This window comes from Streptomyces sp. NPDC057616, from assembly GCF_042800575.1.
GTDB lineage: Bacteria > Actinomycetota > Actinomycetes > Streptomycetales > Streptomycetaceae > Streptomyces.
The window spans coordinates 116,368-136,598 of record NZ_JBHVGU010000023.1; the positions used below are offsets into that span (position 1 = coordinate 116,368).

Annotated in this window: 21 protein-coding genes; 16 read left to right on the top strand and 5 right to left on the bottom strand. The window is 70.5% G+C overall.

The window, feature by feature from the left end; all coding sequences use genetic code 11:
- Positions 1–34 precede the first annotated feature (34 nt).
- The 10 genes from ACFU97_RS27600 (at position 35) to ACFU97_RS27645 (ending at position 8,365) form a co-directional block, all read left to right on the top strand.
- Entirely contained in the window at positions 35–973 is a 939-nt protein-coding gene (locus tag ACFU97_RS27600; protein ID WP_384261564.1) for a Rossmann-like and DUF2520 domain-containing protein, read from the top strand.
- The gene (gene panC / locus ACFU97_RS27605; protein WP_384261566.1) at positions 970–1,971 is read left to right on the top strand and encodes a pantoate--beta-alanine ligase; all 1,002 of its coding nucleotides are present in this window, start codon (positions 970–972) and stop codon (positions 1,969–1,971) included. Before ACFU97_RS27600 ends, panC begins: the two co-directional genes overlap by 4 nt.
- Entirely contained in the window at positions 1,968–3,698 is a 1,731-nt protein-coding gene (locus tag ACFU97_RS27610) for an L-aspartate oxidase (protein WP_384261569.1), read from the top strand. Before panC ends, ACFU97_RS27610 begins: the two co-directional genes overlap by 4 nt.
- 5 nt (positions 3,699–3,703) lie before the next feature.
- On the top strand, positions 3,704–4,681 hold the full coding sequence (gene nadC, locus ACFU97_RS27615) for a carboxylating nicotinate-nucleotide diphosphorylase (protein ID WP_384261572.1): 978 nt from the start codon (positions 3,704–3,706) through the stop codon (positions 4,679–4,681).
- A gap of 9 nt (positions 4,682–4,690) precedes the next feature.
- Positions 4,691–5,488, top strand: a complete 798-nt coding sequence (locus ACFU97_RS27620; protein ID WP_384261575.1) for a type III pantothenate kinase — start codon at positions 4,691–4,693, stop codon at positions 5,486–5,488.
- A 164-nt stretch (positions 5,489–5,652) separates the two neighbouring features.
- The gene (locus ACFU97_RS27625) at positions 5,653–6,309 is read left to right on the top strand and encodes a hypothetical protein (protein ID WP_384261702.1); all 657 of its coding nucleotides are present in this window, start codon (positions 5,653–5,655) and stop codon (positions 6,307–6,309) included.
- 72 nt (positions 6,310–6,381) lie between these two features.
- Positions 6,382–6,561 carry a hypothetical protein gene (locus ACFU97_RS27630; protein ID WP_384261577.1) on the top strand — a complete coding sequence of 60 codons (180 nt, stop codon included), beginning with the start codon at positions 6,382–6,384 and terminating at the stop codon, positions 6,559–6,561.
- Positions 6,562–6,705: 144 nt separating this feature from the next.
- Entirely contained in the window at positions 6,706–7,158 is a 453-nt protein-coding gene (locus ACFU97_RS27635; RefSeq protein ID WP_384261580.1) for a BlaI/MecI/CopY family transcriptional regulator, read from the top strand.
- Between the two features lie 9 nt (positions 7,159–7,167).
- Complete coding sequence (locus tag ACFU97_RS27640; RefSeq protein ID WP_384261583.1) at positions 7,168–7,719, top strand: amino-acid N-acetyltransferase; 552 nt, start codon at positions 7,168–7,170, stop codon at positions 7,717–7,719.
- Positions 7,720–8,029: 310 nt separating this feature from the next.
- Positions 8,030–8,365 carry an Lsr2 family protein gene (locus tag ACFU97_RS27645; protein ID WP_360745728.1) on the top strand — a complete coding sequence of 112 codons (336 nt, stop codon included), beginning with the start codon at positions 8,030–8,032 and terminating at the stop codon, positions 8,363–8,365.
- 8 nt (positions 8,366–8,373) lie between these two features.
- On the opposite strand, the gene ACFU97_RS27650 is transcribed toward ACFU97_RS27645, so the two are convergent.
- Positions 8,374–8,982 carry an SCO3374 family protein gene (locus ACFU97_RS27650; protein ID WP_384261587.1) on the bottom strand — a complete coding sequence of 203 codons (609 nt, stop codon included), beginning with the start codon at positions 8,980–8,982 and terminating at the stop codon, positions 8,374–8,376.
- A 441-nt stretch (positions 8,983–9,423) separates the two neighbouring features.
- Between ACFU97_RS27650 and ACFU97_RS27655 the strand changes: the two genes are divergently transcribed.
- Positions 9,424–11,949, top strand: a complete 2,526-nt coding sequence (locus tag ACFU97_RS27655) for an ATP-dependent Clp protease ATP-binding subunit (RefSeq protein WP_384261590.1) — start codon at positions 9,424–9,426, stop codon at positions 11,947–11,949.
- 91 nt (positions 11,950–12,040) lie between these two features.
- On the opposite strand, the gene ACFU97_RS27660 is transcribed toward ACFU97_RS27655, so the two are convergent.
- Positions 12,041–12,640 (bottom strand): HAD family acid phosphatase, encoded by a 600-nt coding sequence (locus ACFU97_RS27660; protein ID WP_384261593.1) that lies wholly within the window; start codon positions 12,638–12,640, stop codon positions 12,041–12,043.
- 513 nt (positions 12,641–13,153) lie between these two features.
- Here ACFU97_RS27660 and ACFU97_RS27665 point away from each other — a divergent pair.
- Complete coding sequence (locus tag ACFU97_RS27665; RefSeq protein ID WP_384261596.1) at positions 13,154–13,849, top strand: M23 family metallopeptidase; 696 nt, start codon at positions 13,154–13,156, stop codon at positions 13,847–13,849.
- A gap of 25 nt (positions 13,850–13,874) precedes the next feature.
- Here ACFU97_RS27665 and ACFU97_RS27670 read toward each other — a convergent pair whose 3' ends face one another.
- The gene (locus tag ACFU97_RS27670; protein ID WP_384261599.1) at positions 13,875–14,471 is read right to left on the bottom strand and encodes a TetR/AcrR family transcriptional regulator; all 597 of its coding nucleotides are present in this window, start codon (positions 14,469–14,471) and stop codon (positions 13,875–13,877) included.
- A gap of 168 nt (positions 14,472–14,639) precedes the next feature.
- On the opposite strand from ACFU97_RS27670, the gene ACFU97_RS27675 reads away from it, so the two are divergent.
- From ACFU97_RS27675 to ACFU97_RS27690, 4 genes are all read left to right on the top strand, one after another.
- On the top strand, positions 14,640–16,217 hold the full coding sequence (locus ACFU97_RS27675) for an MDR family MFS transporter (RefSeq protein WP_384261602.1): 1,578 nt from the start codon (positions 14,640–14,642) through the stop codon (positions 16,215–16,217).
- A gap of 102 nt (positions 16,218–16,319) precedes the next feature.
- Positions 16,320–16,796: a helix-turn-helix transcriptional regulator gene (locus tag ACFU97_RS27680; protein WP_384261605.1), complete on the top strand. Its 477-nt coding sequence runs from the start codon at positions 16,320–16,322 to the stop codon at positions 16,794–16,796.
- A complete protein-coding gene (locus ACFU97_RS27685; RefSeq protein ID WP_384261608.1) occupies positions 16,793–17,227 on the top strand; it encodes a VOC family protein in 435 nt (144 codons plus the stop codon). The genes ACFU97_RS27680 and ACFU97_RS27685 overlap by 4 nt, the downstream gene beginning before the upstream one ends.
- Positions 17,224–18,084: a class I SAM-dependent methyltransferase gene (locus tag ACFU97_RS27690; RefSeq protein ID WP_384261611.1), complete on the top strand. Its 861-nt coding sequence runs from the start codon at positions 17,224–17,226 to the stop codon at positions 18,082–18,084. Before ACFU97_RS27685 ends, ACFU97_RS27690 begins: the two co-directional genes overlap by 4 nt.
- Positions 18,085–18,127: 43 nt before the next feature.
- Here ACFU97_RS27690 and cseC read toward each other — a convergent pair whose 3' ends face one another.
- Together cseC and cseB are read right to left on the bottom strand one after the other, a co-directional pair.
- Positions 18,128–19,600, bottom strand: a complete 1,473-nt coding sequence (gene cseC / locus ACFU97_RS27695; protein ID WP_384261704.1) for a two-component system sensor histidine kinase CseC — start codon at positions 19,598–19,600, stop codon at positions 18,128–18,130.
- Positions 19,489–20,193, bottom strand: coding sequence for a two-component system response regulator CseB (gene cseB / locus ACFU97_RS27700; RefSeq protein WP_384261614.1), 705 nt, complete (start codon positions 20,191–20,193; stop codon positions 19,489–19,491). The genes cseC and cseB overlap by 112 nt, the downstream gene beginning before the upstream one ends.
- Positions 20,194–20,231 lie beyond the last annotated feature (38 nt).

A 20,231-nucleotide genomic window follows, 5' to 3' on the forward strand; every position in this document is an offset into this window, starting at 1 on the left:
CCGGAGCGGACTGGAACGGGAAGGCCGCCGTCGCGTGAGTACAAGCCAACAGCCAGATCCCAGGGACCGCCCGGCGCGGCTCACCGTCGGCGTCGTCGGCGCCGGTCGCGTCGGCCCCGCGCTGGCCGCCTCGCTCCAGCTCGCAGGTCACCGCCCGGTGGCCGTCTCCGGCGTGTCCGAGACCTCCCGCAGGCGTGCCGCGCTGATGCTGCCCGACGTCCCGGTCGTCCCGCCCGCCGAGGTGCTCCAGCGCTCCGAGCTGGTCCTGCTGACCGTCCCGGACGACACCCTGCCCGGCCTGGTCGAGGGGCTCGCCGAGACCGGGGCCGTCCGGCCCGGACAGCTGCTCGTGCACACCTCCGGGCGGTACGGCGCGAAGGTCCTGGACCCCGCTCTGCGCGCCGGCGCGCTGCCGCTGGCCCTGCACCCGGCGATGACCTTCACGGGCACGCCGGTGGACGTGCAGCGCCTGGCCGGCTGCTCGTTCGGCGTCACCGCGCCCGAGGAGCTGCGGCTGGCCGCCGAGGCCCTGGTCATCGAGATGGGCGGCGAGCCGGAATGGATCGCCGAGGAGATGCGCCCGCTGTACCACGCGGCACTCGCCCTGGGCGCGAACCACCTGGTCACGCTGGTCGCCCAGTCCATGGAGCTGCTGCGCGAGGCCGGTGTCACGGCCCCCGACCGGATGCTCGGCCCGCTGCTCGGCGCCGCCCTCGACAACGCCCTGCGCTCCGGCGACGCGGCCCTGACCGGCCCCGTCGCGCGCGGCGACGCGGGCACGGTCGCCGCGCACGTCGCGGAGCTGCGCCGGCACGCCCCGCAGACCGTCGCCGGCTATCTGGCGATGGCGCGGGCGACCGCCGACCGCGCGCTCGCCCACGGGCTGCTGAAGCCGGAACTCGCCGAGGACCTCCTCGGCGTCCTCGCCAACGGCACCGACCGCGCCGACGGCGCCGAGGGAGACGCCCGATGACCACCACCCTGCTGCGCACCGCCGGTGAACTGCACGCACGCACGCGTACCGGCCGTCGCGCCGTCGTGATGACCATGGGCGCCCTGCACGAGGGCCACGCCACCCTGATCCGCACCGCGCGCGGCATCGCCGGACCGGACGGCGAGGTCGTCGTCACGGTCTTCGTGAACCCCCTCCAGTTCGGCGCCGGCGAAGACCTCGACCGCTACCCGCGCACCCTGGACGCGGACGTGAAGCTCGCCGAACTCTCCGGTGCGGACGTCGTGTTCGCACCGTCCGTGGACGAGGTCTACCCGGGCGGCGAGCCCCAGGTCCGGATCAGCGCGGGCCCCATGGGCGAGCGCCTTGAGGGTTCCTCGCGCCCCGGCCACTTCGACGGCATGCTCACCGTCGTCGCCAAGCTGCTGCACCTCACCCGGCCCGATTTCGCCCTCTACGGCCAGAAGGACGCCCAGCAGCTCGCCCTGATCCGCCGCATGGTGCGGGACCTGAACTTCGGCATCGAGATCGTCGGCGTCCCCACCGTGCGCGAGGAGGACGGCCTGGCACTCTCCAGCCGCAACCGCTACCTCTCGGACGGCGAGCGGCGCACGGCGCTCTCGCTCTCCCGCGCGCTGTTCGCGGGCAGCGACCGGCACGCGGCCCAGGAGGCACTGCGCGCGCGGGCCCGCGAGGTGCCCGCCACGCACGCGCGTGCCGAGGCGCTCAGCGCGATCGGCGAGTCCCGCGCGGCCGCCGACGCGCACGCCGTCGCCAAGGCGCTGCCGGGCGCCCCCTCCGCGGTCCGCGCCGCCGCACGCCTCGTCCTCGACGACGCCGCGCGCCTGTCGCCGCCGCTGAAGCTGGACTACCTGGCGCTGGTCGACCCCTCCGACTTCACCGAGATCGCCGACGACTTCACCGGTGAGGCCGTCCTCGCCGTCGCCGCCCGGGTCGGGACGACCCGGCTGATCGACAACATCCCTCTCACTTTCGGAACCTTCGGAGCCGCCTCGTGAGCAGCACAGGCATACGACTGCACGCACCCGCCCCCGGCTGGGCCATCTCCGCCGACGTGGTGGTCGTCGGCTCCGGGGTGGCCGGCCTGACCGCCGCCCTGCGCTGCGAGGCCTCCGGCCTGAGGACGGTCGTCGTCACCAAGGCCCGCCTCGACGACGGCTCCACCCGCTGGGCGCAGGGCGGCGTCGCCGCGGCCCTCGGCGAGGGCGACACCCCCGAACAGCACCTGGACGACACCCTGGTGGCGGGCGCGGGCCTGTGCGACGAGGAGGCCGTACGGATCCTCGTCACCGAGGGCCCGGACGCCGTACGGCGGCTCATCGCGACCGGCGCGCACTTCGACGAGTCCGAAGAGGGCGACCTGGCGCTCACCCGCGAGGGCGGCCACCACCGCCGCCGCATCGCGCACGCCGGCGGCGACGCGACCGGCGCCGAGATCTCCCGCGCGCTGGTCGAGGCCGCACGCGCGCGTGGCGTCCGCACGATCGAGAACGCACTGGTGCTGGACCTGCTGACGGACACCGACGGCCGGACGGCCGGCGTGAGCCTGCACGTCATGGGTGAGGGGCAGCACGACGGCGTGGGCGCCGTGCACGCGCCCGCGGTCGTCCTCGCGACCGGCGGCATGGGCCAGGTGTTCTCCGCGACGACCAACCCGTCCGTGTCCACCGGCGACGGCGTGGCCCTCGCCCTGCGCGCGGGCGCGGAGGTCTCCGACCTCGAGTTCGTGCAGTTCCACCCGACCGTGCTCTTCCTCGGCCCGGACGCGGAGGGCCAGCAGCCGCTGGTCTCCGAGGCCGTGCGCGGCGAGGGCGCCCACCTGGTCGACGCCGGCGGAGTGCGCTTCATGGTCGGGCAGCACGAGCTGGCCGAGCTGGCGCCGCGGGACATCGTGGCCAAGGGCATCACGCGCCGCATGCAGGAGCAGGACGCCGAGCACATGTACCTCGACGCCCGGCACTTCGGCGCCGACATGTGGGAGCACCGCTTCCCGACGATCCTCGCCGCCTGCCGCGCGCACGGCATCGACCCGGTGACCGAGCCCATCCCGATCGCCCCGGCCGCCCACTACGCCTCCGGCGGCGTCCGCACCGACTCCCAGGGCCGCACGACCGTCCCGGGCCTGTACGCGTGCGGCGAGGTCGCCTGCACCGGTGTGCACGGCGCCAACCGGCTCGCCTCCAACTCCCTCCTCGAGGGCCTCGTCTACGCCGAGCGCATCGTCGCCGACATCGTGGCGACGCAGGCGGCGAACGGCCTGCACGCGCGCGTGCCCGAACCCGTGGAGCACCCGGAGGTGCCCGGGCACCCGCTGCTCGCTCCGGAGGCCCGGTTCGCGATCCAGCGGATCATGACCGACGGCGCGGGCGTGCTGCGCTCCGCCGAGTCCCTCGCCAGGGCCGCCGACCAGCTCCAGGCGCTGCACTCCGAGGCCCGCGACGCCCTCGCCGAGAACGGCAAGACCGCCGAGCCCGGCGTCGACACCTGGGAGGCCACCAACCTCCTGTGCGTCGCCCGCGTCCTGGTCGCCGCCGCCCGGCTGCGCGAGGAGACCCGCGGCTGCCACTGGCGCGAGGACCACGCCGGCCGGGACGACACCGCATGGCGCCGCCACATCGTCGTACGGCTGAATCCCGACCGCTCTCTCGCTGTCGGCACCACCGATACCGCAGACTTCCCCCCGACCCGGCAGCCCCAGCCCGCGCACCGTCCCCAGGAGCAGTGACAGAAGTGACCACCCCCGACCTCCCCCTCGCCTCGAACGGCGGCTGCGGCGACGGCTGTGCCTGCGGCGCCGACACCGACGCCGACCACCTGGAGTGCGGGCTCGACCCCGCGCTCGCCCAGCTCCTGGCCGACGCCGGACTCGACCCCGTGGAGGTCGAGGACATCGCCAACGTCGCCATCCAGGAGGACCTCGACCACGGCGTGGACGTGACCACCGTCGCGACCATCCCCGAAGAGGCCGTCGCCACCGGCGACTTCACCGCGCGCGAGGCGGGCGTCGTGGCCGGCCTCAGGGTCGCCGAAGCGGTGCTCTCCGTGGTCTGCACGGACGAGTTCGAGGTCGAGCGGCACGTGGAGGACGGCGACCGCGTGACCGAGGGGCAGAAGCTGCTGTCCGTCACCACGCGCACCCGCGACCTGCTCACCGCCGAGCGCAGCGCGCTCAACCTCCTGTGCCGCCTGTCGGGCATCGCGACCGCCACGCGCGCGTGGGCGGACGCCCTCGACGGCACGACGGCCAAGGTCCGCGACACCCGCAAGACCACCCCGGGGCTGCGGGCGCTGGAGAAGTTCGCCGTGCGCTGCGGCGGCGGCGTCAACCACCGGATGTCGCTGTCGGACGCGGCGCTCGTCAAGGACAACCACGTCGTCGCCGCGGGCGGCGTCGCCCAGGCATTCAAGGCCGTACGGGAGGCCTTCCCGGACGTGCCGATCGAGGTCGAGGTCGACACCCTGCACCAGCTGCGCGAGGTCCTGGACGCGGGCGCCGACCTGATCCTCCTGGACAACTTCACGCCCGGCGAGTGCGAGGAGGCCGTGGCCCTGGTGGCCGGCCGCGCCGCCCTGGAGGCGTCGGGCCGCCTCACCCTCGGCAACGCGCGCGCGTACGCCGAGACCGGCGTCGACTACCTCGCCGTGGGCGCCCTGACCCACTCCTCGCCGATCCTCGACATCGGCCTCGACCTGCGAGCGGCGGAGTAGGTACCGGTCATGCTGCTGACGATCGACGTAGGCAACACGCACACCGTCCTGGGCCTGTTCGACGGGGACGACATCGTCGAGCACTGGCGCATCTCCACCGACGCCCGCCGCACGGCGGACGAGCTGGCGGTGCTGCTGCAGGGCCTGATGGGCATGCACCCCCTGCTCGGCGACGAGCTGGGCGACGGCATCGACGGGATCGCGATCTGCGCCACCGTGCCGTCCGTGCTGCACGAGCTGCGTGAAGTGACGCGCCGGTACTACGGCGACGTTCCCGCGGTGCTGGTCGAGCCGGGCGTGAAGACCGGTGTGCCGATCCTGACCGACAACCCCAAGGAGGTCGGCGCCGACCGCATCATCAACGCGGTCGCGGCCGTCGAGCTGTACGGCGGCCCGGCGATCGTCGTCGACTTCGGCACCGCCACCACCTTCGACGCGGTCTCCGCGCGCGGGGAGTACATCGGCGGCGTGATCGCCCCCGGTATCGAGATCTCCGTCGAGGCGCTCGGCGTCCGGGGCGCGCAGCTGCGCAAGATCGAGGTGGCCCGCCCGCGGAGCGTGATCGGCAAGAACACGGTCGAGGCGATGCAGTCCGGCATCATCTACGGCTTCGCGGGCCAGGTCGACGGCGTCGTCGGCCGGATGGCCCGGGAGCTGGCGGAGGACCCCGACGACGTCACCGTCATCGCGACCGGCGGCCTGGCGCCGATGGTGCTGGGGGAGTCGTCCGTGATCGACGAGCACGAGCCCTGGCTGACGCTGATCGGGCTGCGGATGGTCTACGAGCGCAACGTCTCCCGCATGTGAGGACGGACGTCGCCCGCGGCTGAGGACGGAACGTCTTCCGCAGGTGAGGACGGCCGGGGGGCAACCGGGTGGCGCGGCCGCGCCACACCCGCCCCTTATGTCGAATTTGTCTGATTAGCGCGTAGTGTCGCCGCATGCCCACGCCATACGGATCCCGCGGCGGCATGGCGTTCGGCGCGGAGGAGCTGCGTGTGCTCCGCCGCGCTCTCGCCCTCGCCCTCCAGCCCGGCCCCACGCCCGCAGCGGACGTCAAGGACTGCCTCCGCCTCGCCGAGTCCCTGGACGAGGCGATGCGTGAGGGAGACCGGCTGCGCGCCTTCCTGGTGGCCGATCTCGCGCGCTATCGCGCCGCTCTGCCAGGGACCGTGTCCGGCTATCTGACGCTCCTGGAGGAGGCGCTGGCAGCCGGATACCGCCCGCAGCCCGACGATCTCGCCGCCCTGCGGGCCCTGCGCGGCAATCCGGCCGCCTCGGTCCTGCTGGGGCGCTGCCGGATGCTCGCGGAGCAGGACGTACGCGACCGTCTCGCGCCCGGAACGGCCCGCCGGGCCACCCCGATCGTCCCGGCCGCCCGGAGCCGTCTCACGGCCCTTCCCGGCGGTCTGAGGGGCACCGGCGCGCAGCCCGCAGGGGCCGCGGAACGGGACCCCGCGCACAAGCCCGACAGGAAGCCCGCCCAGAAGCCCGCCGCGCCCAAGCCGGCCCCCGCCGAGGAGCCGAAGCCGGCCCGCCCGATCCCGACCCCGGGCGAGGTCTTCCCGCGCCGCAAGCCCACGCCTCCGCCCAGCTCAGGGCAGCGTCGGCACCTCGCCGCCGGCTGAGGGCGCCCGAACCGCCCAGAACCTCCCGGCCCCGCCCCGCTCGCCCTTTGTGGCCGTGGCTACCCTGGACGCATGGACATCGTCTCCGCGCTCGTGCCCCCGGTCGTCATGGCCGCGCTCTTCATCGCCGTGATCAGGGTGATGGTGAAGACCCAGGGCGGGGCCAACAAGGCCAAGGAGGACGCGGCCGTCGACGCCGCCATCGCGCGCGCGGAGGGCGCCCGGCAGGGCTCCCCGAAGACCGACGGCTGACCCCTCCCCGGCCGCGCCCCCTCGGCGCACGACTCCCACGCGTGCTCGCGTTTTCGGAGTTGTGCGCCCTTTTTGTTCCTGTTTGTCGGCGGATGCGCACGTCCGGCACGCCAATGCGGACTTCTCCCACTATTGTGCTGAGCTGTGCCTCGCCCATTGGGAGAACTCGAAGACGCGGTCATGACGCGGGTGTGGAAGTGGAACCGCCCGGTGACCGTCCGAGAAGTCCTGGAAGACCTTCAGCAGGAGCGGTCCATCGCATACACCACGGTGATGACCGTTTTGGACAATCTCCATCAGAAGGGCTGGGTCCGCCGTGAGGCGGAAGGCCGGGCCTATCGATATGAGGCGGTCTCCACCAGGGCCGCCTACGCGGCGGCTCTGATGAACGACGCCTGGTCGCAGTCCGACAACCCGGCAGCTGCTCTCGTCGCCTTCTTCGGGATGATGAGCGAGGAACAGCGCCTTGCCCTCAGAGACGCCGTACGCATCGTCCAAGGTCCGGAAACTCCCGAAGCGGCCGAAGCGGCCACGGATACCGGTGGCGATACGGCCCGTGAGAACCCCGGGTCGGCACCGGAGGCCGACGGGCGATAGCGTCCGCACATGTCAGCAGAGAGTCCTGTAGGTCCCGAAGGCACCGAAGTCAGTGCTAAAGCCATCACTGTCCGGCGGGCCCGAACCAGCGATGTCCCGGCCGTGCGCCGTCTCCTCGACACGTACGTCCGCGGCCGCATCCTGCTCGACAAAGCAACGGTGACGCTTTACGAGGACATCCAGGAGTTCTGGATCGCCGAACGGGACGACAACGCCGACGTCGTCGGCTGCGGCGCGCTGCACGTGATGTGGGAAGACCTCGCGGAAGTCCGCACTCTCGCGGTGAAGCCCGGCCTGAAGGGCGCCGGTGTCGGGCATCAACTGCTGGAGAAGTTGCTGGAGACCGCGCGCTGGCTCGGCGTTCGCCGGGTTTTCTGCCTGACCTTCGAAGTGGACTTCTTCGTCAAGCACGGCTTCGTCGAGATCGGCGAGACGCCCGTCGACACCGATGTCTACGCCGAGCTACTGCGTTCCTATGACGAGGGCGTAGCGGAGTTCCTCGGTCTCGAACGGGTGAAACCGAACACCTTGGGCAACAGCCGGATGCTTCTGCATCTGTGATCGCGGATCGCGGCGATGTATTCCGCCGTCCCTGCCCAGGTTCCCTATGTCCGAAACGCGCATGTTTCCGGACGCGGTGAGCCATCTGTCTCGCTCTTGACCCCGTACTAGGTCTCACGGACAGCCTCTCGGGCGGTCTCGGGGTCAGTCTCTCCCTCAGTCTCTCCCTCAGTCTCTCCGAGGGGTTTGTGTTTTTCCGGCAAAAGCGGTTTGCTTTCCGACGTACTGCAGTACTGCATATAACAGGGGACGGCGAAACGGCGGACGCCGCAGACCCCAGGCCCTCAAGTTTTGGATGAAAGGAAATCCGGTGGCACAGAAGGTTCAGGTCCTTCTTGTCGACGACCTCGACGGCGGCGAGGCGGACGAGACCGTTACGTTCGCGTTGGACGGCAAGACGTACGAGATCGATCTCACGACCGCCAATGCGGACAAGCTCCGCGGCCTTCTCGAGCCTTACGTGAAGGGTGGCCGTCGTACCGGAGGTCGTTCTTCGGGCGGGCGCGGAAAGGCGCGCGCCGCTTCCGGTGGCAGCCAGGACACCGCGCAGATCCGCGCGTGGGCGAAGGAGAACGGCTACGAGGTCAACGACCGCGGTCGCGTTCCCGCGTCCATCCGCGAGGCCTACGAGAAGGCCAACGCCTGATCGGCGTTCTACGGCAGGGCCGGCGGCCGGGCGCACGCGCGCCGCAGCCGCAACCGGTGGCACTGCGTTGCCACCGTGTCCACGAGTCGTACGAGATCGGGGGCGCCCCCAACGCCCCCCACGGCCGACAGCGTCGGCAGCGAGGCCTCGACCTCGCCCCCAGGCTCGGGGGGCCGCAGCCATACGGCGGCCCCCTGCAGGGCGCCCGAGCGGCCCCGTAGACCGGCCGGCCCGCTTGCGGGCGGCAGCGGCGCGTCCATGACGCCGCCCTCACCGGTCGCGGTCAGATCCAGGGTGAGCGCGCCCCACTCCAGCCAGTCCAGCAGTCCCGGCAGCTCCTCCGCGCTGCCCGCGGTCACCAGCAGCCGCATCCGGTCGCCCTGCACGGCCACCGGAGAGCCCGGCGCGAGATGGCGCAGGCACGCACCGCCCGCCTCGGCCGGCACGTCCAGGACGTCGAAGCGGACGCCCACCCGCAGCCGCGGCCCGGATCCGGGTTCTCCCGCCGGCGCGGGCACCGTCGCCCAGCCCAGTTCGTTCTCGTACCACCGGCGGACCTGATCGCCGGAGTCGATCGGGCTGCGAGGGAGCGGAATCGTGCGGCGGCTGCCAACCATGCCAAGTGCAACCGCCCGAACGGCTCCCGAGTTACGCTGGGTGTTCGTACGGCTGCGCAGGGTGCCGATCCGGGGGGCGTGCGGGGGCGCGGGGTGGTGCAAGGTTGTTCGCCCGTAGCGGAGGGAAAAGGGCCGCGCGGCATGGACTGTCAGTCCCAGCGGGTAAGACATCCCTAGTGGGAGGGGGCGACACGCAGGACAGGACGTCTCACGTTCGCCATCGGCGTACTGATGGTGTGGGTAACTGTCTGGCCTGCGGGAACATCGTCTCGCACCATCGGGTTGGAGCAGATGTCGGCGTTCGGGGTCAGGAGGCAGTGTTGGTTCTCGCACCGGTGTCGGCAGTTGGAATGAGCGGTCCCCGCTTGCGGGACTAAGCTGCGGAAGGACAGGGAGGGGAAGTTCCCCCCACTGCCTGACCGCTCTGAGGAGCGATTAACGATGTTCGAGAGGTTCACCGACCGCGCGCGGCGGGTTGTCGTCCTGGCTCAGGAAGAAGCCCGGATGCTCAACCACAACTACATCGGCACCGAGCACATCCTCCTGGGCCTGATCCACGAGGGTGAGGGTGTCGCCGCCAAGGCCCTTGAGAGCCTCGGGATTTCGCTCGAGGCGGTCCGCCAGCAGGTGGAGGAGATCATCGGCCAGGGCCAGCAGGCCCCGTCCGGGCACATCCCCTTCACCCCCCGTGCCAAGAAGGTCCTGGAGCTGTCGCTCCGGGAGGCTCTCCAGCTGGGCCACAACTACATCGGCACGGAGCACATCCTGCTCGGCCTGATCCGCGAGGGCGAGGGCGTCGCCGCCCAGGTCCTCGTCAAGCTCGGCGCCGATCTCAACCGGGTGCGGCAGCAGGTCATCCAGCTGCTCTCCGGCTACCAGGGCAAGGAGACCGCCGCCGCCGGCGGGCCTGCCGAGGGCACCCCCTCGACGTCCCTGGTCCTCGACCAGTTCGGCCGGAACCTCACCCAGGCCGCTCGTGAGTCCAAGCTCGACCCGGTCATCGGGCGCGAGAAGGAGATCGAGCGGGTCATGCAGGTGCTGTCCCGCCGTACCAAGAACAACCCGGTGCTGATCGGTGAGCCCGGCGTCGGCAAGACCGCCGTCGTCGAGGGCCTCGCCCAGGCCATCGTCAAGGGCGAGGTGCCCGAGACCCTCAAGGACAAGCACCTCTACACCCTGGACCTCGGCGCGCTGGTCGCCGGCTCCCGCTACCGCGGTGACTTCGAGGAGCGCCTGAAGAAGGTGCTCAAGGAGATCCGCACCCGCGGCGACATCATCCTGTTCATCGACGAGCTGCACACGCTGGTCGGTGCGGGTGCCGCCGAGGGCGCCATCGACGCCGCTTCGATCCTGAAGCCGATGCTGGCCCGCGGTGAGCTCCAGACCATCGGTGCGACGACGCTGGACGAGTACCGCAAGCACCTGGAGAAGGACGCGGCCCTCGAGCGCCGCTTCCAGCCCATCCAGGTCGCCGAGCCGTCCCTGCCGCACACGATCGAGATCCTCAAGGGTCTGCGCGACCGGTACGAGGCCCACCACCGTGTCTCGATCACGGACGAGGCCCTCGTCCAGGCCGCCACGCTGGCCGACCGGTACATCTCGGACCGCTTCCTGCCGGACAAGGCGATCGACCTGATCGACGAGGCCGGTTCCCGGATGCGCATCCGCCGGATGACCGCGCCGCCGGACCTGCGCGAGTTCGACGAGAAGATCGCGGGCGTGCGCCGCGACAAGGAGTCCGCGATCGACTCGCAGGACTTCGAGAAGGCCGCTTCGCTCCGTGACAAGGAGAAGCAGCTCCTGGCCGCCAAGGCCAAGCGCGAGAAGGAGTGGAAGGCCGGCGACATGGACGTCGTCGCCGAGGTCGACGGCGAGCTGATCGCCGAGGTCCTCGCGACCGCCACCGGCATCCCGGTCTTCAAGCTGACCGAGGAGGAGTCCTCGCGTCTGCTGCGCATGGAGGACGAGCTCCACAAGCGGGTCATCGGCCAGGTCGACGCCGTCAAGGCGCTGTCGAAGGCGATCCGCCGTACGCGCGCCGGTCTGAAGGACCCGAAGCGCCCCGGTGGTTCGTTCATCTTCGCCGGCCCGTCCGGTGTCGGTAAGACCGAGCTGTCCAAGGCCCTCGCGGAGTTCCTCTTCGGTGACGAGGACGCGCTGATCTCCCTCGACATGTCGGAGTTCAGCGAGAAGCACACGGTCTCGCGTCTCTTCGGTTCGCCCCCCGGCTACGTGGGCTACGAGGAGGGCGGCCAGCTGACGGAGAAGGTGCGGCGCAAGCCGTTCTCGGTGGTCCTCTTCGACGAGGTCGAGAAGGCCCACCCGGACATCTTCAACTCGCTGCTGCAGATCCTGGAGGACGGTCGCCTGACCGACTCCCAGGGCCGGGTCGTGGACTTCAAGAACACGGTCATCATCATGACGACCAACCTCGGCACCCGGGACATCTCCAAGGGCTTCAACCTGGGCTTCGCGGCCCAGGGCGACACCAAGTCCAACTACGAGCGCATGAAGAACAAGGTCTCGGACGAGCTCAAGCAGCACTTCCGCCCCGAGTTCCTCAACCGCGTGGACGACGTGGTCGTCTTCCCGCAGCTGACGCAGGACGACATCCTCGCGATCGTCGACCTGATGATCAGCAAGGTGGACGAGCGCCTCAAGGACCGGGACATGGGCATCGAGCTCTCCCAGTCCGCCAAGGAGCTGCTGTCCAAGAAGGGTTACGACCCCGTGCTCGGTGCGCGGCCGCTGCGCCGCACCATCCAGCGCGAGATCGAGGACTCGCTGTCGGAGAAGATCCTCTTCGGCGAGCTGCGTCCCGGTCACATCGTGGTCGTCGACACGGAGGGCGAGGGCGACAACGTCACCTTCACCTTCCGCGGTGAGGAGAAGTCGGCGCTGCCGGACGTCCCGCCGATCGAGCAGGCGGCCGGCGGAGCCGGGCCGAACCTGAGCAAGGAGGCCTGACCCTCCAGGGGTTGAGCCGACGGAAGGGGCCGGTGCCGAAAGGCACCGGCCCCTTCCGCATGGGGTCCTCGTGGCACAGGGCTTTGGGGCCTCAGGAGAGCTGCCCGTCGTAGTCCGGCAGCTTGTACGTCTTCTCGGCGTGGCCGCCCGACAGGTCGGTGGCGCTGTTGCCGATGTTCGCGATGATCGTGTAGCCCTTGTTCTCGATGTCGACGCGCTGGGCGGTCTTGTAGGCGGCGACGTCCTTGAAGAGGTCGAACAGGCCGCGGACGTAGAGCCCGGAGACCTGGTAGCCGTCGTGCTCCAGGTTCCACTCGGTGGGCGCGTAGAGGATGCCCGGGCGGGCCGTGACGAAGAAGACCGAGACACCGTGCTGCTGGGCGTACTCGGCGACGTTCAGGACGGGCTTGTTGGCCGGCTGCGGGAACGTGAAGCCGAAGTCCGTCTCCAGCGTGGTGTTGTCGATGTCGAAGACGATCGCCTGCTTCTCGCCGGGCCCGGTGCGCGCGATCCGGTCCTTCAGATAGGGCAGCGCCTGGTCCATCACCGCCTGGCAGTCCTTCTGCCAGGTCGCGTAGTCGACGTCCGCGGTGCTCGTCGCCGCGTTCGCGGGGGAGGCCAGTGCCACAAGTGCCGTGGTGGAGACTGCGGTGACCACTGTGCTCAGCGCCCAGGGGCGTCGGCTCGTCATGGTGGGGGGTCCTCTCACGTCCGTATGCCGTTGTCTGGTGCATGTTCGGGGGCGAGGGTGGCGCGAGGGGAACCGTAGGGTTACTGGGTGGTAAGTCGCCAGAGATGTGCGTCACATGAGGCCGGTTTCTTTCACCGGGTCCCACGTGTAGGGGGAGTTGGCCGGCGTAGCCCCCGTCACATCGGCGAGGGGATGGATCTTGCCCGCCGGTGACATGCCGCACAGGCGATATGTCCGTTACTAGACGGAATAGTGGATGCCCTGACGCGGGAGAAAGGGACCTTGGTCCCGGAACGGGGGCGGTGGTTCGGCCGTCTTCGGGAGATGGATGCCCGATCTGTCCCAGATAGGTCATGTGTCAAGGAGTCGGAAGACTTGGGGTGAAGTACTAGCTTCCGTCGTAGATCACATGTTTTGGGTTCAACGGGTCCGGGGGTTACCAAGGATGAGCCCATCTGGCGGCCGCGAGTGCGTCGGGTGGCTTTTCTCTGTCCCCGTCATCCCGAGGTATCCATGTCTTCGCGTGTCACGTCCCGCTCCTCCCGTACGTCCCTCCTCCGCACCCGCGCCGCCGTCCTGGCCGCAGGCCTGGGAGCCTCGGTCGTGCTGGGAGCCGGGGTCGCGGCCGCCGCCGACGTCTCCTCCGCCCACACCGCCGCCAGCGCCGTCGAGGCGCAGGCCGCCTCGCAGGCCAAGGCCGCCAAGGCCGCGGCGGTCGCGAAGGCGAAGGCGCAGGCGGTAGCGAAGCAGAAGGCCGCCGCCAAGAAGGCCGCCGCCGCCAAGAAGGCCCGCTCCTGGGTCCACCCGGTGGCCAAGTACGCCCTGTCCGCGAGCTTCAACCAGGCCGGCGGCATGTGGGCGCACAAGCACAGCGGCCAGGACTTCGCGGTGCCGAGCGGCACGAACGTCGTCGCCGCGCACGGCGGCACGGTCGTCAAGGCCGGCGGCAACGGTGCCGGTGACGGCCCCGCGTACGGCAACGCCATCGTCATCAAGCACGCCAACGGGACGTACTCGCAGTACGCCCACCTGTCGCGGATCGACGTGCACGTCGGCCAGGTCGTCACCACCGGCCAGCACATAGCCAAGTCCGGCAACACCGGTAACTCCAGCGGCCCGCACCTGCACTTCGAGGTCCGCAGGACCGCCAACTACGGTTCGGCGATCGACCCGGTCTCCTTCCTGCGCACCAAGGGCGTCAAGGTCTGAGACACGGGTGCCCGGGCGTGACCGGCTACGGCGAGTTCGCCGACCGGTGCGCCTGGGTCACCAGATCGGTGGCGACCTCCAGGACGGCCTTGCGCTTCGCCTCGGGGTCGCCTTCGAGGTCGTTGAGGACGAACATCCCGGCATGCAGCGTGAACATCGCGCTGACGCAGCGCACCTGGTCGACCAGTTCGGCGGCCGGGTCGATGAGGATGTCGCGCATCCCCATCATGCGGTTGCGGAACATCTCGCCGATGCGCAGCTCCTTCACCGTCCCCTGGTTCTCCTGCATGAAGCGGAAGAGCGGCGACGCGCTCGCCAGGATGTCGCTGTAGCGGCGGATGATCTCCTGCTTGGTCTCCAGCGTCTGGGGCTGCGCCTTGCCCCACTCGATCAGGTCCTCTATCGGCTGGGAGAGGTCCTCGAAGATGCTGACGAGGATCTCTTCCTTCGTCTTGAAGTGGTAGTACAGCGCGGCCTTGGTGACGTCGAGGCACTCGGCGATCTCGCGCAGCGACGTCTTCTCGTAGCCCTGCTCGGCGAAGAGCTCGAGCGCCACGTCCTGGATGCGCTGGCGGGTGTTTCCGCGCCGATGCTGTTTGGTGCCGTCCATGGTGACGCCCATCCTCGTACTCCTCGCACTGGCACGGAAACTTACTTGTCGCCCGACTAGAAAACTTACTTGACGCCCGGCTAGTTACAGGTCTAACTTCTTCCAGTGTAGACAGCTAGCCGGGCGGCAAGTAAGTGGCCGGCCGAGGGGAACGACGAAGGACCTAGGGGAGTGGGGACGATGGCGGACACACAGACGGTCGAGACCAAGCCGGACAAACAACCGAAGAGCGTGCGGGTCGTCCTGCTCGCGCTCATGATCACCATGATGCTCGCGATGCTCGACAACATGATCGTGGGTACGGCGATGCCGACGATCGTGGGCGAGCTCGGCGGTCTTGAGCACCTGTCCTGGGTGGTGACGGCGTACACGCTGGCCACCGCGGCGGCCACGCCGATCTGGGGCAAGCTCGGGGACATGTACGGCCGCAAGGCCACCTTCATGACGTCGATCGTGATCTTCCTGATCGGCTCCGCGCTGAGCGGCATGGCCCAGAACATGGGCGAGCTGATCGGCTTCCGGGCCGTGCAGGGCCTCGGCGCCGGCGGTCTGATGGTCGGCGTCATGGCGATCATCGGTGACCTGATCCCGCCGCGGGAGCGCGGCAAGTACCAGGGCATGATGGCCGGCGTCATGGCGCTCGCGATGATCGGCGGCCCGCTGGTCGGCGGCACCATCACCGACAACTGGGGCTGGCGCTGGTCCTTCTACATCAACCTGCCGCTCGGCGTCTTCGCGCTCGGTCTGATCAGCGTGGTCCTGCACCTGCCGAAGAAGCGGTCCAAGGCGGGCATCGACTACCTCGGTGTCGTGCTGCTGACCGTCGGCATCACCTCGATCGTGCTGGTCACCACCTGGGGCGGTACGCAGTACGCGTGGACGTCGGCGCGGATCATGGAGCTCATCGGCATCGGCGTGGCCGCGCTGATCGGGTTCGTGTTCTGGCAGACCAAGGCCTCCGAGCCGGTGGTGCCGCTGCACATCTTCCGCAGCCGTAACTTCACGCTGATGTCGATCATCGGCTTCATCACCGGCTTCGTGATGTTCGGCGCGACGCTGTTCCTGCCGCTGTACCAGCAGTCGGTGCAGGGCGCGTCCGCGACCAACTCCGGTCTGCTGCTCCTGCCGATGCTCGGCGCGATGCTGGTCACCTCGATGGTGGCCGGGCGCGTGACCACGAACACCGGCAAGTACAAGGTGTTCCCGGTGGTCGGCAGCGTGCTGATGATCATCGGCCTGTACCTGCTGTCGACGATGGACACGGGGACCTCGCGGTTCATGTCCGGGGTGTTCATGGCCGTCGTCGGTCTCGGCATGGGCTGCCTGATGCAGATCACGATGCTGGTCGCGCAGAACAGCGTCGAGATGCGGGACATGGGCGTCGCGTCCTCCTCGACCACCCTGTTCCGTACGCTCGGCTCCTCCTTCGGTGTCGCGATCATGGGCGCGCTGTTCAACAACCGGGTCCAGCACGTCATGGCCGAGCGGGCCGGGTCGCTGGGATCGAAGATCACCGAGAAGTCGGCGCAGCTGGACGCGAAGAGCCTGGAGAAGCTGCCGGCGGTGGCGCGCGAGGCGTACCAGCACGCGGTGTCGGCGGGTACGCACACGGCCTTCCTGCTCGGTTCGATCGTGGCGATCGGCGCGCTGATCGCGGCGGTGTTCGTCAAGGAGGTCGCACTGCGCGGGGCGGGGCCGGCCGCGCCCAAGTCCGACCAGGAGGACGCTGCGCCTGCGGCGGTCGTCGAAGCGGTGTGATCCCCCGAAGATGAGCTGAAGGCCCCCGGATGGTGTCCGCCCCGGGGGCCTTCGTCATGTCCGGAGGCCTCACTGTCGGTGCCCCGTGTCACCATCGGCCCCATGGACAAGATGCGCCAGTTGCGGCTCGCCAAGGATGCGATGGACCGCGACTGGGCCGATCCTGAGCTGGATCTGGACGGGGTGGCCGCGTGTGCCGGCTATTCGCGGTTCCACTTCCTGCGGGCCTTCAAGGCGGCGTACGGGGAGACGCCCGGGCAGTATCTGACGCACCGGCGGATCGAGCGGGCCGAGGAGATGCTGCGCAGCGCCGATCTGAGCGTGACGGAGATCTGCCATCTGGTCGGGTTCAGCAGTCTCGGGACGTTCTCGGCGCGGTTCAAGGCGCGGACGGGGCTGACGCCGAGCGAGTACCGGAGCACGCACGTGGGCCGCGGAGCCGCCCTCATCCCCGGGTGCTACGCGATGCTGTGGGCCGGCGGCTTCCCCACCGCAATTTCGAAGAAGCGGCCCGCCGCCCGCCCTGCCTACGGTGACGGACAGGACACCGGAACCGAACCAGGGAGAGCGGAACCATGATCTTGGGCCTGGGCATCAGCACCGTATGGACCTTCGACCAGCAGCGCACCAAGGCCTTCTTCACCGAGAAGCTGGACTTCGAGGTGCGCAACGAGATCTCCATGGGCGACATGAAGTGGATCACTGTCGGCGCCAAGGACCAGCCGGGCGTCGAGCTCGCGTTGATGCATCTCGACGGCCCCGGGCTCGACCCCGAGTCCGCCGAGGCGCTGAAGAAGCTGGTCGGCAAGGGAGTGCTCGGCGCGGGAGCGTTCCGCACCGACGACTGCCGGGGTGACTACGAGACCTTCAGGGCACGCGGCGTCGAGTTCCTGCAGTCGCCGCAGGAGCGGCCGTACGGGATCGAGGCGATCTTCCGCGACGACAACGGCAACTGGTACTCGCTGACCGAGCGCAGCGAGGAGCTGGACTTCTCCAAGGACTTCGGGTGACGGGCACGGCCGGCGCGGAGGCCGCCGCCGAGCACACCGCCGTGCGGGTCGCCCTCTGGCGGGCCCTGCATCTGCGCGCCGACCCGCCGCCGTACGTCGTCGAGGACGAGGTCGGGCTGCGACTCGCCGATCCGGGCGAGGGGTGGCGCGAGCGGCCCGACATGGACGTCGTGGCGACCCGGCGCACGCGGGCGTCGATCGTCGCCCGCGCCCGGTTCGTCGAGGATCTCGTGGTGGAGCGGGCGGCGCAGGGGCTCGACCAGTACGTCGTCCTCGGGGCCGGCCTGGACACCTTCGCCCAGCGCCGGGCGGACGTCGGCGCCGCCGGGCTGCGCGTCTTCGAGGCCGACCAGGCCGGGCCGCAGGCCTGGAAGCGGCAGCGGCTCGACGACCTCGGCCTCGGTGTCCCCGCGTGGCTGCGGCTGGTGCCCGTCGACTTCGAGGGCGACTGGTGGGGGCAGCTGCTCGCGGGCGGGCTCGATCCGGGGCGGCCCGCGGTGGTGGCCTCCGCGGGCGTGACCATGTATCTCACCCCGGAGGCGATCAAGGCGACCTTCCGGCTGGTGGCGGGCCTCGCGCCGGGGTCGACGCTGGTGTCCACGTTCCTGCGGCCCGTCGAGGACGTGGAGCCCGAGGAGCAGGCCCAGCTCCGGGTCGCGATGAAGGGTGCCCGGGCCGCGGGCACCCCCTTCCTCAGCTTCCACCGGCCGCCGGAGATCGTCGCCCTCGCCCGCGAGGCCGGTTTCCGCGAGGTCCGGCACGTCTCGGCGGCCGATCTGGAGCAGCGGTACTTCGCGGGGCGGACGGACGGTCTGCGGCCCTCCCGCGGCGAGGAGCTGCTGGTCGCGGAGGTGTGAGCGGCCGTAGGACGGAGGTGTGACCGGCCGTAGGGAAGGGCGGCTACGGCAGCATCGGGTAGCTGCCCGTGTTCGTCGGGGCGTGCTCCGGGAGCCACAGCACCGCCACCGCGCCCTCCGCCGGCACGTCGTCGGGCGCTCCCACCGGGCGGACGTTGCGGAAGGTCAGACGGGCGCCCAGGACGCGGGCCTGCCCGGCGGCGATCGTGAGGCCCAGGCCGTGGCCGTGGCCCGCGCGGTCGGTGCTGCCGGTGCGGAAGCGGCTCGGGCCGTCGGCCAGGAGGTCGCCGGGGAAGCCGGGGCCGTGGTCGCGGACGCGGATCACCCGGCCCTCGACGGTGACCTGGATGGGCGGCTTGCCGTGCCTGGCGGCGTTGGCGAGCAGGTTGAACAGAACCCGCTCCAGGCGCCGGGGGTCGGTCGTGACCATCGACTCGTGCACCACCCGCACCTCTACGGCCGGGTCCTTCGCCGCCACCCGCCGGCCGACGAACTCGCCGAGCATCAGGTCCTGCAGCTCGGCCCGCTCGGAGGCGCCGTCCAGCCGGGCCACCTCCAGCACGTCCTCGACGAGGGTGCGCATGGCCTTCGCGCGGTCCAGGACCAGTTCGGTGGGGCGCCCGGGCGGGAGCAGCTCGGCCGCCGTCAGCAGCCCGGTCACCGGGGTGCGCAGCTCGTGCGCGATGTCCGCGGTGACCCGGCGCTCGGCCTCCAGCCGCTGCTGCAGGGTGTCCGCCATGGCGTCCACCGCGCGGGCCAGGTCGTCGGTCTCGTCCCGGACGACGCCGCCGATCGCGTCCCGCACCCGTACGTCCGACTCGCCCTTGGCGACCTGGTTCGCCGCGGCCGCCGCCTTGCGCAGCCGGCGCGAGAGCTGGCCGCCGATGAGCACGCCCAGCGCGCTGCCGCCGAGGACCACCGCGATGGAGCCGATCACCAGGGCCTGGTCGAGGTCGTGGAGGATGTCCGTGCTGCGGTCGGTGAAGTTGGTGTGCAGCGAGAGCACGTGCCCGTCCTTGACCGGCACGGCGGCCCAGATGTCCGGCGCCCCGGCGCGCCCGTCGGTCACGAACGTCGCCCGGCGGCCCTGCTGGACCTTCGCGCGCAGCGCCGCCGGCAGCCGGGGGTCGTCGATCTTGACGTTGGGGAAGTTCGGCCGGTTGGACAGCTCGTAGCTGCGCTGCGCGATCTGGACGCGCTCGTCCGCGAGGTCGCGCGCGTTGTCGAGCATCGAGACCCGGGCCGCGTTGTGCACGACCAGGCTCAGCGCGATCGCCACCAGCGCGCCGACCAGGGCGATGGCCGCGCTCAGCTTCCATCTCAGACCCGTGCGCATGCCCGTGCCACCCTGGTCCGGGGTGGTCGGGCGCCTGAATGTCCCCCGCATGTCCTTCGTGTCCCCGTTCAGGCCTTCAACTTGTAACCGAAGCCGCGGACCGTCTCGATCCGGTCCTGGCCGATCTTCGTGCGCAGCCGCTGGACGTGGACGTCCACCACCCGGGTGTCGCCGCCCCAGCCGTAGTCCCACACCCGCTCCAGCAGCTTGTCGCGCGACAGGACGGTGCCGGGCGCGGAGGAGAACTCCAGGAGCAGCCGCATCTCGGTCGGGGTCAGCGCCACCGGCTGCTCGGCCCGGCGCACCTCCATGCCCTCGGTGTCGATCTCCAGATCGCCGAAGGTCAGCACGCCGCCGCCCGTCGGGTCCACGCCGTCGTCGGCCTTCTCGCCGCCGCTCGCGTGACCGAAGCGCCGGAGCACGGCACGGATCCGCGCGACCAGCACGGCGCCGTCGAAGGGCTTGGTCACGTAGTCGTCGGCGCCCGCCTCCAGGCCCAGCACCACGTCGATCGAGTCGGCGCGCGCGGAGAGCATGATCACCGGCACGGTCGACTCGTCGCGGATACGGCGGCACAGGCTCACGCCGTCGAGACCGGGCACCATGACGTCGAGCAGCGCGATGTCGGGGCGGTCGGCCCGGAACGACTCCAGGCCCGACAGCCCGTCGGGCATGGCGGTGACCGCGAAGCCGTCCCGTTCCAGCGCGAGCTGGGTGGCCTCGCGGATGACGTCGTCGTCCTCGACGAACAGGACGTGGGTCTGGTCTGCCATCCCGGTGCTCTCAGTTCTCGTATCGGTGATGTCGGTCG

Coding starts and splice junctions, on each gene's coding strand:
- panC (WP_384261566.1), top strand. CDS start 970: ATGACCACCACCCTGCTGCGCACCGCCGGTGAACTGCACGCACGCACG.
- ACFU97_RS27620 (WP_384261575.1), top strand. CDS start 4,691: ATGCTGCTGACGATCGACGTAGGCAACACGCACACCGTCCTGGGCCTG.
- ACFU97_RS27625 (WP_384261702.1), top strand. CDS start 5,653: ATGGCGTTCGGCGCGGAGGAGCTGCGTGTGCTCCGCCGCGCTCTCGCC.
- ACFU97_RS27630 (WP_384261577.1), top strand. CDS start 6,382: ATGGACATCGTCTCCGCGCTCGTGCCCCCGGTCGTCATGGCCGCGCTC.
- ACFU97_RS27640 (WP_384261583.1), top strand. CDS start 7,168: ATGTCAGCAGAGAGTCCTGTAGGTCCCGAAGGCACCGAAGTCAGTGCT.
- ACFU97_RS27650 (WP_384261587.1), bottom strand. CDS start 8,982: ATGGTTGGCAGCCGCCGCACGATTCCGCTCCCTCGCAGCCCGATCGAC.
- ACFU97_RS27655 (WP_384261590.1), top strand. CDS start 9,424: ATGTTCGAGAGGTTCACCGACCGCGCGCGGCGGGTTGTCGTCCTGGCT.
- ACFU97_RS27660 (WP_384261593.1), bottom strand. CDS start 12,640: ATGACGAGCCGACGCCCCTGGGCGCTGAGCACAGTGGTCACCGCAGTC.
- ACFU97_RS27665 (WP_384261596.1), top strand. CDS start 13,154: ATGTCTTCGCGTGTCACGTCCCGCTCCTCCCGTACGTCCCTCCTCCGC.
- ACFU97_RS27670 (WP_384261599.1), bottom strand. CDS start 14,471: ATGGGCGTCACCATGGACGGCACCAAACAGCATCGGCGCGGAAACACC.
- ACFU97_RS27675 (WP_384261602.1), top strand. CDS start 14,640: ATGGCGGACACACAGACGGTCGAGACCAAGCCGGACAAACAACCGAAG.
- ACFU97_RS27680 (WP_384261605.1), top strand. CDS start 16,320: ATGGACAAGATGCGCCAGTTGCGGCTCGCCAAGGATGCGATGGACCGC.
- ACFU97_RS27685 (WP_384261608.1), top strand. CDS start 16,793: ATGATCTTGGGCCTGGGCATCAGCACCGTATGGACCTTCGACCAGCAG.
- cseB (WP_384261614.1), bottom strand. CDS start 20,193: ATGGCAGACCAGACCCACGTCCTGTTCGTCGAGGACGACGACGTCATC.